This is a genomic window from Paenibacillus sp. V4I5, assembly GCF_030817255.1.
GTDB lineage: Bacteria > Bacillota > Bacilli > Paenibacillales > NBRC-103111 > Paenibacillus_E.
This window is the reverse complement of the sequence record NZ_JAUSZB010000002.1, coordinates 2,718,334-2,732,866: the sequence shown is the minus strand read 5'-3', so window position 1 is coordinate 2,732,866 and position 14,533 is coordinate 2,718,334. Positions and strand designations below refer to the sequence as shown.

The following is a 14,533-nucleotide window of genomic DNA, read 5'->3' as shown; positions in this document are numbered from 1 at the left end:
GGCTAAAATGATGACAAAACGACTAACCGGCATTGCTGCTTCCCCCGGCATTGCGATAGCGAAAGCTTTTCGGCTGAACAATGATCATTACGAAACTGCCCCAGAGAAAGTGGCAGACGCTCTTATAGAAGTAGAACGTTTCCGCAAAGCTATCGAAGAAGCAAAACTAGAGTTAGAAGAGATTAAAGATTTGACCGAGCAGCGTATGGGTGCAGCAAAAGCTGAAATTTTTGAGGCACATTTGATGCTTTTGGAAGATCCGGATTATATCGATGCTATTATCGAAGGGATTGAAGGCGAAGGCTTGAATGCTGAATATAAGCTGCATGAAGTAGCAAGGAGCTTCATCGAAGTGCTTAGCTCCATGGATAACGAGCTGCTCCGGGAACGCGCTAGTGATGTGCGTGACGTCACTGGCCGGATTATGAGCCGACTTCGTGGTGTCTCTTATGCAGCGATCTCGGCTATTAACGAGCCTTGTATTTTGATAGCCGAAGACTTGACGCCATCTGATACCGCACAGTTAAATCTAGATTATGTGCTTGGCTTTGTAACGGAGATCGGCAGCCGTACTTCTCATTCGGCGATCATGGCTCGCTCGCTTGAGGTGCCAGCTATTGTTGGAGCAGGAGCAGCGGCAGTGGAAATCAAAACGGGCACCATGATTATTATGGATGCCGTAGAGGGCGCCGTACTCATCGCTCCAAGCGATGAAGAGGTAGAGAGCTACCAAGCCCGCAAAGCGGCATATGATCAGCGTAGAGTCGAACTGCGCAAGCTGCTTGATCGACCTACGATCTCAGCAGATGGTCACCGTGTAGAACTGGCTGCCAACATAGGCAGTGTTGAAGATTTACAGAAGGTATTAGCTAACGGGGCGGAAGGTATCGGTTTGTTTCGGACGGAATTCCTTTATATGGGACGCAACGCTCTACCTAGTGAAGAGGAGCAGTTCCAGGTCTATAAGCACGTGTTGGAACGCATGGACAATAAACCTGTCGTTATACGTACACTCGATATAGGTGGAGATAAAGAACTCCCGTACATGAAGCTCCCTGTTGAAAGTAATCCATTCCTTGGCTTGCGAGCGGTTCGTTTATGTCTGAGCAAGCAGGATCTGTTTCGTACACAGCTAAGGGCGCTTCTGAGAGCAAGCAGCTATGGACAATTGAAAATCATGTTCCCGATGATTGCCGTTGTGGATGAGCTGCTGGCTGCTAAGCAATTGCTTCAAGAAGAGAAAGAGAAGCTTGTTCTAGAAGGAATTGCCGTCTCTGAAACCATAGAGGTCGGTATTATGATTGAAGTGCCGGCTGCAGCGCTAGCAGCGGATTTCTTGGCGAAAGAGTCCGATTTCTTCAGTATTGGAACGAATGATCTTATCCAGTACACAATGGCGGCAGATCGGATGAACGAGACCGTTTCTTACTTATACCAACCTTGCCATCCCGCTATTTTGCGATTAATTCAAATGGTTATACAGGCAGCTGCAAAAGAAGGGAAATGGGTTGGCATGTGTGGAGAAATGGCCGGTGACGAAACCGCCATACCGATTCTTCTCGGCATGGGACTCCATGAATTTAGTATGAGTGCCAGCTCGATTTTGCCGGCAAGAGCCTTAATTAAACAAACTTCACATAGGGATTGGGCAGGCTACACGGAGCAGATTTTATCCTTGAGCAGCCAATCCCAGATTAAACAATTCGTAGAACAGAAGACAAGGAGTGACTTGAAATGATATCTCAAACATTTACTGTCCTAAATCCATCCGGCTTTCATGCCCGTCCGACGAAAGTATTCGTTCAGAAGGTTGGCACATTCCCTTGCAAAGTGAATGTGATCAAAGGCGAAAAGAAGGTCAACGGCAAAAGCTCGCTTAGTATGCTGACACTCGGCATTCAACAGAATGACGAAGTAACATTGGAAGTGGACGGCGAGCAAGAGGAGCAGGCAATCAAAGAGCTAGGGGCGCTGCTGACTTACATCTTCGAAGAATAAGCGAGTGGCAAACCGAATCTATTTCAATTGAAAAGCCAGCAAGTTAATGCCTGCGATCAAGGCGTTAACTTGCTGGCTTCTATTATTAATTACGTACGTACCATTCACCGGACACCCAATCGGTTGATTTCCAACGCAGCACATCGGGGGTAGCAAGATGGGTTAATTTCTTTGAGAAATTCGAGCTGCTCCAGCTCAGTCATCGGCTTGAAGCTCTTAGCGATGGCTAGATTTTGTTCCAGCTGCGCCATGGATTCCATACCGACAATTGCGGTAGATATCGGCAGCGAGAACGTATATTGGAGAGCTTTCTCGTACCAAGGAGCCAGCTTACCGAGCGCCATAACCTTCATGCCGATGATAGCGACACCTTTCTCAACCGCTTTAGGCAAAAACTCATGAGCGAAGCTGTAGATGAGATGATCTGCTGCGGATAAGGCAACAAGCGCGCTGTCGAACGAGTCACAGTGTTCAATCGCTTTCAACTGAACTCTAGGATTCGTGTGACCGCTGATCGAGATATGCTTGATCATCCCTTGTTCCTTGGCTTCAAGAAGCGCTTCTAGCGCTCCGCCTTTGGCGAAGCACTGATCAAGTTCCTCCATCGTCATGATATTATGCAATCGCCATTCTTCGACATGATCCGTTTGCAGGCGCTTCAGACTTGCTTCCAGCAGCTTCAGGGAACCGTCTCTTGTTCGATCATGCGTTTTGGTAGCAATCCATACATCTTTCCTTCGACCATCGCGTGCCAACGCTTTGCCAAGTCGTTCCTCCGATTGTCCATCCGAATAGCTTGGTGCTGTATCGAAATAGGTGATTCCTTCGTCAATTGCACGATTTACAATTTGAATCGCCTCATCTTCTGTACACTGGTGTTCATCGACAATGCGCTGAGCACCAAAGCTCAGAATAGGAAATTGCTGCCCGGTCGAACCAAACGAACGTTTCTCCACATAATTCACTCCTCGTATGTAAGATGGCGACTTTCAATCTTTCCTATCGTTTCCAAAAGAGATACCTGGTCATACCAAATTTTAATATAAAACAGGTTTTCTTCACACTGAGATCGGTTCAAGCAGGAATTGACTCTTCTCAAGTATAAAATAAGTAGGAGAAGGACGCTAACATTCGTCAAATTGTTTGCTTATTCACAAAAAAACATGACTTTAGTCCTATTTTTCGACAAAAAATGATTGTATTAAATAATAAATAAACTTATTATATGTACATATACCATTTTTTGTTGAATTATCGGAGGGTCAATGACAACGGAACACGGAAAGCCCTATGATAGTCCAGGATTTCATCTTTGGCAGGTTACGAATCTATGGCAAAAAAATCTTCGCTATGCCCTGCATGATTTGGATCTCACGCATGTTCAATTTATTTTGCTGGCAACCACAGAGTGGTTAAATTCTCAATCTCCTCTCGAGGATGTGACACAGGTTCAAATTGCCATGCATTCGCATATGGATCCCATGATGGCATCACAAGTACTTCGTAACTTAGAAAAGAAAGGTTTCCTCATTCGCAAGGAACATCCGACGGACACGCGGGCCAAATCAATCTCTTTAACTCCAGCTGGAGAGAGGTTGATATCCAAGGCAATAGACATAGTCGAGCAAGCCGATCGCCGTTTTTTTTCTAAACTGGGGCAAGAACAGGAAACGTTGGCAAGCTTGTTGAGATCTTTAGGAAGCATGACAACTCATGAAAATTAGATCATAGGGAGAGGTGCCTTGAATATGGAGAAGTCATCACTAATCGGAATTGTTTTAGCCTTTATATCCATTGGTGTGGGTATGGTATTGAAAGGGGCAAGCCTGGCTGCACTGCTGAATCCTGCGGCTGCCTTAATTATTTTTGGTGGTACAGCATCGGCCTTATTTATCGCTTTTTCAATGGAAGAAATAAAGAAGATTCCGACCTTATTGAAAATTATTTTTACCGAACAGAAATTAATGCCTAAAAAAGAACTGATCGAAACATTCATCGAATGGGTATCCATTACACGTCGTGAAGGATTACTTTCCTTGGAAAAGCAAGCAGAAGAGCTGTCAGACCCTTTTATGAAAAGCGGCATGCGCCTCATTATTGATGGAAATGACGCAGATTTCGTACGTGACGTATTGCTCGAAGATATTGCGGAGATGGAAACAAGACATAAGAAATATGCAAGTATTTTTACGCAAGCAGGTACATATGCACCTACACTTGGGGTACTTGGCGCCGTTGTTGGGCTCATTGCTGCGCTTGGTAATTTGAGTGAAGTAGAGAAATTAGGTCATCTGATTTCAGCAGCCTTTGTTGCAACGATGTTCGGGATTTTCCTTGGGTACGTTATTTTTCACCCTTTTGCCAATAAGCTGAAGCAAAAGTCTAAGAAAGAAGTAGAAATTAAACTTATGGTCGTGGAAGGACTACTTTCCATTCAATCCGGTGTATCTGCCAATTCCGTGAAGCAAAAAATGATGATCTTCGTTGCCAATAGTGAACGAGCGTCATATGACGAAGATTCGAAGGGGGCCGCTTCGCAGTGAGTAAAAAGAAGAAGCATGAGGATCATGAAGAACATATTGATGAAACCTGGCTCATTCCCTATGCGGATTTGCTTACCTTGCTTCTAGCCCTCTTTATCATTTTGTTTGCATCTAGTCAGGTGGATTCTAAGAAATACGATTCGATAATGCGGTCCTTGAACAATGCCTTCTCGGGGGGGGAAGCGCCCTTCGCGATGTCGAATTTGATTCCGATTGATGATGCGGCGAATTCTACCAAAAATAATAATAAGAACCAGAACCCTCCGCCGAAGGAAGAGAGTAAAACCGACAGTCAGCTGGCTGCCAAGCTGCAGAAGGAAGAGAAGGATCTCAAAGAGTTAAAGCAAAGCATGGATGCGTACATTAAAGAAAACAACATGAGTGAGCAGCTAACCACGAAGCTGGATAATGAGAAGCTGACCATTACGATTAGTGACCGTGCACTGTTTGATTCAGGTTCGGCTACGATTAAACAAGAATCACAAAAACTAGCTGTTTCCATGTCTAATTTGTTGGGGAATTATCCTGGATATGAGGTTGAAGTAGCAGGTCATACGGATAATATCCCGATTCATCGAGCAGATTTTGAAACGAACTGGGATCTAAGCGCCAAGCGTGCAGTCAATTTTATGAAAATACTTCTGAATAACAGTAAAATTGAACCTGCTTCCTACTCTTCGGTCGGATTTGGCGAATACCGGCCGATCACAGAAAATGATACAACAGAAGGTAGAGCGAAGAACCGCCGAGTTGAAGTGAGCATCTTGCGTAACATTAAAGCGACGGATGAGATTGCGAAATAAGCGCAATTACCCCTAAGACTTATTATGAAAAGATAGGCTAAGAGTCGCTAGACTCTGGCCTTTTTTTTTGTTCAATAACACATTTCATATTGAGAAATATGGAGTAATTTAATAGCAAAATGGGGATAGTAATGTGGAATTTGCAATGATGAGGAGAGGTTTATATGGAGCATACATATGAGCATACGTATATCCCGCTGACAACATTATCCAGCGGTGAAGGCAAGGAAATAGCCATTGATATATATGGTTACTGCATTCAGATCGTGAATATTTGTTTCATTGGCAACCCAACAAGCAGGGATAAAGAATGGTTTTTAGTTGACGCTGGCATGCCGCAATCGGCAGATGAGATCATTCGTGTCGCTGAGGAGCGTTTTGGAGCCCATAAGAAGCCTACGGCGATTATTTTGACGCATGGACATTTCGACCATGTCGAGGCTATAGAAAGTCTTTTGGAATACTGGGATGTTCCGGTATATGCGCATGAGTTGGAAATCCCTTATTTGACAGGAAAATCTAATTATCCTAAAGGGGATTCAACGGTAGATGGCGGGCTTGTAAGCGAGCTGTCGCCCCTGTTTCCAAACCACGGTATTGACATCGGTAATCATGTACATCCTTTACCTGCTAATGGCATCGTTCCTGGACTGAAGGGATGGCAGTGGATTCATACACCGGGACACACACCAGGACACATTTCTCTTTTTCGAGCCAAAGATGGTTCATTAATTGCTGGTGATGCCTTCGTTACCGTTAAACAAGAATCACTTTACAAGGTGTTCACACAAGAACAAGAAATAAGCGGACCTCCCAAGTATTTCACGACAGACTGGCAAGCAGCCGGGGATTCGGTAAGAAAGCTTCAAGCGTTACATCCAACTCTAGCGATAACGGGACATGGAAAACCAATGAACGGTGAAGAACTAAGCCGCGAACTAGGCCGTCTGGCGGAGGATTTCGAGAAAATAGCGATTCCTGAGGAAGGTCGGTTTGTGCATTAGGCAGTAATTATAGGTTGCCTGTCTTAGATTACATTAGATACGCTTTTATCGTATTACTCGAAAATTTAAAATCCCTCTAAGCTTCCGATAGGGAAGAGTAGAGGGATTTTAACGTTAGTATTATTTAAATTTTACAAGAAGACTTCTCTTGGGGAAATAAATCGTGGCGACCAAGCATAAGATTAAAGCGGACAAATTAAATTTATTATTCGTGTGGGGAATCCACCTACATGAGCACCTTGAACCGTATGCTCTAGGCCTGTCCGGGGACAACAGCAAACTACAACTGAGGGGAGAGACACAAAATGGATGCAAGACCTGGGTTTCATCAATCATTGTCACTTTTGCAAAAAGAATTACAGGATATGGGGGAAAGCGTTAAGGATTTGATTCTCAAGTCGGTGGAGTCATTAGCTAAGTTCGATGAGAATGCTGCGCAGCAAGTTATTAAAAATGATGACCGCATTGATGATTATTTAATGACGATAGACGAGCTTAGCCTTCGATTAATTGCTTTACAACAACCAATGGCAAGTGATCTGCGAATCATTGGAACGGCTTTGAAAATCGCTACAGACTTGGAACGAATTGCTGATCATGCCGTAGATATTGCAAAGATTACGATCCGTCTCGCTGGAGAAGAGCTTGTTAAGCCGCTCGAAATCATTCCTGAAATGGCCGATATTGCCATTGAGATGCTTCATGAGAGCCTCGTTTCTTATACGGAGCGAGATGTTCATAGAGCTGCATCGCTTGCCGAGATGGATGACCGCGTGGATAAGCTATACAGCTCGGTGATGCAGGAATTGATGGGGATGATGGGTTCGGATTACAATCGTAACCGTCAATTAACCCATTTATTGTTTGTTGCTCATTTCTTAGAGCGTGTAGCCGATCACACAACAAATATCGGTGAAGGTGTTATTTATATGGTCACAGGGAAACGCAAGGATTTGAATGTGTAATAAAATCCAGTATAGAAGGGACGCGCTCCTAAGTCATTAAGACTTGTGAGCGTCCCTTTTTCATGTGCGTGAGGCTGTAATCGGAAAGCGAATGAGAAAGGTAGTTCCTTTTTCACTTGACTGAACTTCAATCGATGCATGGTGCCTGGCTGCGATGCTGTAGCAAATAGCTAAACCAAGCCCTGTACCTTCGTCTTTGGTCGTGAAGAAAGGTCTTCCTAGCTTCTCCAGATGTTCCTCATTAATTCCTATACCTTCATCAGCGATAAGCAGGACGACATGTTCGGTCTCGGTATATGTTTCAATTCTCAGCTTACCGCCGAGGCTCATGGCTTCCAGACCATTCATACACATATTCAATATGAGTTGACGCATTTCCTTATCGTCGAGTTGAATGACGGGACAATCCATGAATTGGAAATGAACATGCTTGCCGGACATGACGGCTTCTGCTTGGATGAGGGGGAGGAGCATTTCGATAATACGGTTGATATTTTCGGGCTGTTGGTGGGACTGCTTATTTTTGGCTAGGGATAAATATTCGGTAATAATTTCGTTCGCTCGATCCAACTCTTCTAGCATGATGGGGATGTATTCTTTTTGCATATGACGATCGTTCTCGCGAAATAATTGGAGGAAGCCACGAATGGTCGTCATCGGGTTGCGAATCTCGTGGGCAATACCGGCGGCCATTTCCCCAACTAGATTGAGTTGGGCTAGACGAGCCATTTCCGATTCAAATCGCAAGCTTTCCGTGATATCGACGGCAACTTCTAGCAAGCAGCTTTCATTTTCAATATCGATGATTTCCGTTGAAAGCAGGGCTGTTCGAATTTCCTTAGACTTGGTTTCATACTTGACCTTGCAATTATGGATGACATCATTAAAATTCCTTGTATCACCCACTTCAGCTCGTAAAAGATCTAGTGTTGTTCCAATGATTTCATCGCCATAGCCTGTATATTGTTTCCAGCTTTCATTAATTTCGAGATAGGTGAGGTCAGGTAGACGGCGGATAGCCATCAAAGATGGAGAGAGCATGAACATTTTCTTGAAGTGTTCTTGTGATTTTATCAGCTTTTCATGAGCATCTACTAATTCGGCCGTTCGCTCTTCCACCCATTGTTCCAAAAGAAAATTTTGCTGCTTTAATTTCTCTTCCGCTTCAGCCAACTTACGATTGGTCTCTTCGAGATCTAGCGTTCGCTTATGCAGCAGTTCACTTTGATATTTGATTTTTTGATGATTGAGGTGCATGTTAACGAAGCCATCGACTTTCATGCGCAGCATTTTAGGATGAATAGGTTTGAATAAATAATCAATAGAGCCCACATGATAGCCCTTCAACACATGCTCAATAGAGGTACTTAGAGCCGTTAGGAAGATGATGGGAATATCCTGACAAGCTTTCCGCTGCTTGATCAGTTCGGCCGTCTCAAAGCCGCTAAGTCCAGGCATTTGCACATCCATCAAGATGACAGCGATATGATCAGCGGGTTCTTTTAATAAATATCTCAGAACTTCCTCGCCTGATTGCAGCGAAATAACGTCATAGTTGGAAGAGGCCAGAATGCTATTCAGAGCCAGCAAGTTCTCGTAACGGTCATCTACCGCCAAGATTTTTACTTGTTGTTCCATTTCAAATCCTTTCCGTGCTTGTACAAGCTTGTACGCACCTAACAATCCATCCCTCTCTTTTTCGGGGAAAAGTTTGAATTCCCTCTTTTTTTCGTAAAGTCTTTACATACATTTTACATATGGATAATAAAGCCAGTCATTTGGTTTGATAGACTAGAGAAATAAGTATATTCAGGTAAGGAATGATGGACATGAATACTCAGTCAGAAATGCTGGAACAATTTTATAATATGATAAATAAAGAGCACATTTATTCCGTTTATCAACCTATTATCTCCCTGCAGGATAGTCAAGTCATGGGGTATGAAGCGTTAACACGAGGTCCCAAAGATAGTCCCTTTCATTCACCTTTATCCATGTTTCAATTCGCAGAACAGCAAGGTGAGCTCTATATGCTTGAGCAGATTGCGCGTGAAAAAGCGATTCAAGGATCCATTTTGGAGCATCCGCAGCAATTGCTTTTTATCAATATTTCATCACAAGTGCTTTATGATCCCGGGTTTGTTCCTGGTAAAACGCTTGAGATTTTACAGAAATACGGGCTGCGCCCCAGCAATGTCGTTTTTGAAATTACGGAAAGAAGTTCGATTGAGGATTTCTCCTTAGCTCAAAAGATTCTGGAGCATTACCGTAAACAAGGCTATCGAATTGCCATAGATGATGCTGGTGCGGGATATTCCTCCCTACAAGCGATTGCGGAACTTCAACCGGATTTTATTAAGATTGATCGTTCACTCATTGAAAATATACATAAAAACAAAGTAAAAGAGTATATCCTTGAAACGTTCGTTACCTTTGCCCATAAAATGAACATTTCCCTTATTGCTGAAGGCATTGAACATGCGGACGAACTCACCAAATTAACAAGACTCGGCGTGCATTATGCCCAAGGCTTTTTACTTGGAAAGCCAAATGAATCTCCCGCGAAGGTACAGGACATCCATAAAATGCTGATTTGGCAGCATCGCAAAGTACAAGGAGGCAGTATGACTTGGAGCATTGGCGACCTGAAAACTCCTGTGAAAGTGTTTGACAAGAAAAAACTGATTTCGGAAGTGGCTGATTACTTCAAAAAAAATCAAGAGGCTGTGGGTGCTGTCATCGTGGATGAAGAAGTGCCGGCTGGCCTCATGATGAGAGACCGCTTATTTCAGCAATTAACCGGGCAATACGCCTTCTCCTTGTTCTGGAATCGAACCATTGACAGCATTATGGATGAATCGCCGCTGATCGTGGATGAGCTTATGCCTGTTGAGGAAGTATCACAAATGGCTACCTCACGCGCAATCAACCACTTATACGACCTTGTCATCGTTACAAGCAATGGGAAGATGGGAGGAGTAGCATCCATCCGAACGATTCTTGAGAGTATAACGAATGTACGTATGGAGTCTGCGCGTGTGGCCAATCCACTAACAGGACTGCCAGGCAATTTGCAAATCAATCGCGAGTTGAACAAGAGGATAAGTGATAACAAACCGTTTCATGTGGTATATGCGGATTTAGATTACTTCAAGTGGTTCAATGATCGGTTTGGATTTCAAAAAGGGGACCAACTGATTCAATATACAGCGGATGTCATGCAGCAATCCATTGCGGTTTGTGGGACTCCGCATGATTTTGTCGGGCATGTGGGAGGCGATGATTTTATCGCGATCTCGGCCACTTTATCTCCAAAACAACTGTGTCAGGAAATCATTCGCCGCTTCGAACAAGGTGTGCAGTTGTTCTATGAGGATGAGGAGTGGGAGTATGTATGGGATCGAAGCGGCAACAAGGTAAAGAGCGAGGGAGTTACGCTATCGCTCTCTTTAGTCGTCTGTGTCTGCGAATCTCCCATTTCACTCGAACACATTTCCCAAACTGCCGCCTTACTCAAAAAGAAAGCAAAAGCGCATCAAGGAAGTATTTATTATTTCGAAAAAATTGGCTAAAGGTACTTGAATTAAAATGTGTATAATAATTGTTTAAAAGAACGGATAATGATGACCTTCTGTTTGCCGATTCGGCGCTCCGATATTTTCTTAATATTCCCCGGATGGATCCAGATCGCATCCATGCCGCTTGACGCGGCCCCCACCACATCATTACGCCACGAATTTCCAACCATCACACTTTGGTTTGAAGCCGTGCTCATCGTCTTTAGAGCTCTCTCAAAGATAGCGGGGTGCGGCTTTCGCGGTCCATCCTTCTCCGAACTAAATAAACGATCTTGATCGATCCACCTGGTGAGTTTCATTTTCTCCAAATTGCTCTGCAACCTTTTCCGATTTCCGTTACTGATGATAGCCAGTTTATAGTTATGTGATAACGCCTCAAGTGTGTCTTCAACACCGGGAAAGAGGGCAACGAAGTTATCTTCCTGTTCTTCTACCTGTTCGAAAAAAGACCGTGTAAAAGCAGGACTTACGTTCACCGGCATAGGCTGAAGAGCTTTACGCAAACAAATGTGGCGCAGCTCATCAGGGGATATGGGACTCCTAATCGGTGCCTTTCGGTGACGGCTCCACTCCATCTTATAGCTTTGTAGGGCTTCTTGGGCTGTAAAAAGCATTTCGCCCGGATCCCATCTTGCTGTAAAGTCGTTCATGACTTCAAGGAATGCCGAATCAAAGCATTGTCTGCGATCCAGGATCGTATTATTCATATCGAAAAAAATAACCTTTTTGCGTATTGGTGAGAAAAAAGGGCTCATATGGAGAACCTCCTTCTGAAGACCGGCCCATTGAAAAATGGATTCCATACATGTTTATGTGCGGAACCGTTTTTTTATTTTAATTTCGTATGCTATGATGAAGGAAGTATGTCAAAAATCGGGGTGCGAACTTATGGATAAGCTTATTATTATTGATGGTAACTCTATCGCGAATCGAGCTTTTTATGCTTTACCTTTGCTCAGTAATTCTAATGGTTTACACACGAATGCGGTTTATGGATTTACAACGATGCTGCTGAAATTAATAGAAGAAGAAAAACCTACGCATTTTCTCGTTGCGTTCGATGCTGGGAAAATAACGTTTAGACACAAAGAATACACGGAATATAAAGGTGGACGTGCCAAAACGCCGTCTGAGCTCTCCGAGCAGTTTCCGCTGATCAAAGAGCTGCTTCAAGCTTTCAAGATTCCACAGTTTGAGCTGACAGGCTATGAGGCTGACGATATCATTGGAACCTTGACCAAGGCAGCTGATGAAAGAGGCGAGAAGGTGCTTCTCGTTTCGGGGGATAAGGATATGCTGCAGCTGGCTTCTGAGCATGTGACCGTTGCGATCACACGTAAAGGAATTAGTGAAGTTGATCTTTATAATCCTGCAGAAATAAAAGAGAGATACGGCCTCACGCCTGCTCAAATTATCGACCTCAAAGGGTTGATGGGCGATACGTCGGATAATATTCCAGGCATTCCGGGTGTCGGGGAAAAAACGGCACTCAAGATGTTACATGAGTTTGGTTCCGTGGAAGAAGTTCTGGCCAATTCGGCTAGCCTCAAAGGCAAGATGAAAGAAAAAGTGGAAGAGCATGCCAAGGACGCCATCATGAGTAAGGAACTTGCGACGATTTTCCGCGAAGTGCCGATGGAAACCGAGTGGGATGTTTTCCGCTACGATGGCTTTGATGGACAAGCTTTATCCAGTATGTTCCGCAAGCTGGAATTCAAATCCCTCCTGGAAAAGATGGATTTCGGGCCAAGCAGCGTGTCGGAAGATCAAGTTGTCGAGAGTTTGGTTGCAGTTGTTGTAACCAAAGACAACATGGATGAGTTGATTGGCAAAATAGGCGATAACGCTGCCATCCATGTTGAGGCTGTTGGGGAAAATCCGCATCAAGCTGTGGGGGTTGGCGTTGTCTGGTTTACGTATGATGGGGAAACGAATACATCTTACTTCGTGCCTTTAGCGCTGCTGAAGAGCGAAGCGGGCGAGCCGCTGCGCACTTGGCTAGGCGATGATTCCAAGAAGAAGCAGCTCTTCGACCAGCACCGTGCCCAGCTGGTGATGGCTTGGCAAGGCATCCACCTCAAAGGGGTGGACTTCGATGCTCTGCTGGCCGCTTACTTACTCGATCCGACAGAGTCGAATCTTAGCTTGAGCGGCTTGACGGGCAAGTACAGCCTGCCGGGCGTTAAGACCGACGAGGAAGTGTTCGGCAAGGGAGCGAAGTTTCGCTTGCCTGAGCTTGCTGCGCTTAGCGACCACTTGGGCCGCAAAGCGATGGCCATTGCGCGCATCGTGCCCGTGCTGCGCGAAGAACTGGAGAAGAGTGAGATGCATAGCCTCTTCTACGAGCTAGAGCTGCCGCTAGCAGGCGTTCTCGCGGAGATGGAGCTGCGCGGCATAGCGCTGGATGCCGAGGGGCTCAAAGCATTCGGCGTGGAGCTTGCAGGCAAGCTGGATGCGATCATGACCCGCATCTACACGCTCGCCGGCGTAGAGTTCAACATCAACTCGCCGAAGCAGCTTGGCGAGATCTTGTTCGAGAAGCTGGGGCTGCCAGCTTGGAAGAAGACCAAAACCGGCTACTCGACGGATGCCGAGGTGCTTGAGCGCCTTGCGCCCTACCACGAAGTCGTAGGGGAGATTTTGAACTACCGTTCGCTTGCGAAGCTGCAATCGACGTACGTCGAAGGGCTGCTTAAAGAGGTGCGGCCGGAGACCGGTAAGGTGCATACCTATTACCGGCAGACGATTGCCGCCACGGGCCGGCTCAGCAGCCAATTCCCGAACCTCCAGAATATTCCTATTCGTCTGGAGGAAGGCCGTAAGATCCGCAAGGTATTCGTTCCATCCGAGCCTGGATGGTACATTCTTGCTGCGGATTACTCGCAGATCGAGCTGCGCGTGCTTGCGCACATCTCGCAGGATGAGAATCTGAAGGAAGCGTTCCTTCAGAATATGGACATCCACACGAAGACGGCGATGGACGTCTTCGGGGTAGAAGAGAGCGCTGTCGACGCGAACATGCGCCGTCAGGCCAAAGCCGTCAACTTCGGGATCGTTTACGGCATCAGCGACTACGGCTTGTCCCAGAACTTAGACATCACCCGCAGGGATGCAGCTCAGTTCATTGAACAGTATTTTGCTGTATTCCAAGGGGTTCGCAAATATATGGACGATATCGTGAAGGATGCTCGCAGGGACGGTTATGTCACGACCTTGCTGCAGCGTCGCCGCTATCTTCCCGAGATCACGGCATCGAACTTTAATCTGCGTTCCTTCGCTGAACGAACAGCGATGAATACGCCGATACAAGGGACGGCCGCTGATATCATTAAACTAGCCATGGTCCAGATGGCCGACCGTTTGAAAAAAGACGGACTCAAGAGCCGCATGCTGCTTCAAGTACACGATGAGCTCGTCTTTGAAGTCCCCGAAGAGGAGCTTGAGACCATGCGCCGGGTAGTACCGGAAGTCATGGCTGCAGCCCTTAAACTGGATGTCCCGCTTAGAGCGGACGTCGACTTCGGCCTTACTTGGTACGATGCCAAGTAAGTTGCACTAGTACTGAAATCGGTCAACCCGGAGGACGTAGCCCCTGAGCGAGCCAATCCGGCACTCTCGGCCTCGCCTTCTCGCCCGCTTGGC

General features: G+C 45.5%; 12 protein-coding genes. 9 read left to right on the top strand and 3 right to left on the bottom strand.

The annotated features are described in order from the left end of the window. Positions 1-10 precede the first annotated feature (10 nt). On the top strand, positions 11-1,738 hold the full coding sequence (ptsP, locus tag QFZ78_RS14405; RefSeq protein ID WP_307555677.1) for a phosphoenolpyruvate--protein phosphotransferase: 1,728 nt from the start codon (positions 11-13) through the stop codon (positions 1,736-1,738). After that, on the top strand, positions 1,735-1,998 hold the full coding sequence (locus QFZ78_RS14400; protein ID WP_307548460.1) for an HPr family phosphocarrier protein: 264 nt from the start codon (positions 1,735-1,737) through the stop codon (positions 1,996-1,998). The genes ptsP and QFZ78_RS14400 overlap by 4 nt, the downstream gene beginning before the upstream one ends. 104 nt (positions 1,999-2,102) lie before the next feature. Here the strand turns inward: QFZ78_RS14400 and QFZ78_RS14395 are convergent, their stop codons facing one another. Then, on the bottom strand, positions 2,103-2,954 hold the full coding sequence (locus tag QFZ78_RS14395) for an aldo/keto reductase (RefSeq protein WP_307548458.1): 852 nt from the start codon (positions 2,952-2,954) through the stop codon (positions 2,103-2,105). Positions 2,955-3,263: 309 nt separating this feature from the next. On the opposite strand from QFZ78_RS14395, the gene QFZ78_RS14390 reads away from it, so the two are divergent. The 5 genes from QFZ78_RS14390 to phoU all read left to right on the top strand — a co-directional run bounded on the left by QFZ78_RS14390 (position 3,264) and on the right by phoU (position 7,313). Then, the gene (locus QFZ78_RS14390) at positions 3,264-3,722 is read left to right on the top strand and encodes a MarR family winged helix-turn-helix transcriptional regulator (RefSeq protein WP_307548456.1); all 459 of its coding nucleotides are present in this window, start codon (positions 3,264-3,266) and stop codon (positions 3,720-3,722) included. 24 nt (positions 3,723-3,746) lie between these two features. Beyond that, the gene (motA, locus tag QFZ78_RS14385) at positions 3,747-4,541 is read left to right on the top strand and encodes a flagellar motor stator protein MotA (protein ID WP_307548454.1); all 795 of its coding nucleotides are present in this window, start codon (positions 3,747-3,749) and stop codon (positions 4,539-4,541) included. Beyond that, a complete protein-coding gene (gene motB / locus QFZ78_RS14380; protein WP_307548452.1) occupies positions 4,538-5,344 on the top strand; it encodes a flagellar motor protein MotB in 807 nt (268 codons plus the stop codon). Before motA ends, motB begins: the two co-directional genes overlap by 4 nt. A gap of 164 nt (positions 5,345-5,508) precedes the next feature. Continuing rightward, entirely contained in the window at positions 5,509-6,348 is an 840-nt protein-coding gene (locus QFZ78_RS14375; RefSeq protein ID WP_307548450.1) for an MBL fold metallo-hydrolase, read from the top strand. A gap of 305 nt (positions 6,349-6,653) precedes the next feature. Beyond that, on the top strand, positions 6,654-7,313 hold the full coding sequence (gene phoU / locus QFZ78_RS14370) for a phosphate signaling complex protein PhoU (protein ID WP_307548448.1): 660 nt from the start codon (positions 6,654-6,656) through the stop codon (positions 7,311-7,313). Positions 7,314-7,373: 60 nt separating this feature from the next. Here phoU and QFZ78_RS14365 read toward each other — a convergent pair whose 3' ends face one another. Beyond that, the gene (locus tag QFZ78_RS14365; protein ID WP_307548446.1) at positions 7,374-8,951 is read right to left on the bottom strand and encodes an ATP-binding protein; all 1,578 of its coding nucleotides are present in this window, start codon (positions 8,949-8,951) and stop codon (positions 7,374-7,376) included. Positions 8,952-9,142: 191 nt separating this feature from the next. On the opposite strand from QFZ78_RS14365, the gene QFZ78_RS14360 reads away from it, so the two are divergent. Next, positions 9,143-10,885 carry a GGDEF domain-containing protein gene (locus QFZ78_RS14360; protein ID WP_307548444.1) on the top strand — a complete coding sequence of 581 codons (1,743 nt, stop codon included), beginning with the start codon at positions 9,143-9,145 and terminating at the stop codon, positions 10,883-10,885. Positions 10,886-10,896: 11 nt separating this feature from the next. On the opposite strand, the gene QFZ78_RS14355 is transcribed toward QFZ78_RS14360, so the two are convergent. Further along, complete coding sequence (locus QFZ78_RS14355) at positions 10,897-11,646, bottom strand: HAD family hydrolase (protein ID WP_307548442.1); 750 nt, start codon at positions 11,644-11,646, stop codon at positions 10,897-10,899. 133 nt (positions 11,647-11,779) lie between these two features. Here QFZ78_RS14355 and polA point away from each other — a divergent pair, with 133 nt between their 5' ends. Continuing rightward, on the top strand, positions 11,780-14,440 hold the full coding sequence (gene polA / locus QFZ78_RS14350) for a DNA polymerase I (RefSeq protein WP_307548440.1): 2,661 nt from the start codon (positions 11,780-11,782) through the stop codon (positions 14,438-14,440). Positions 14,441-14,533 lie beyond the last annotated feature (93 nt).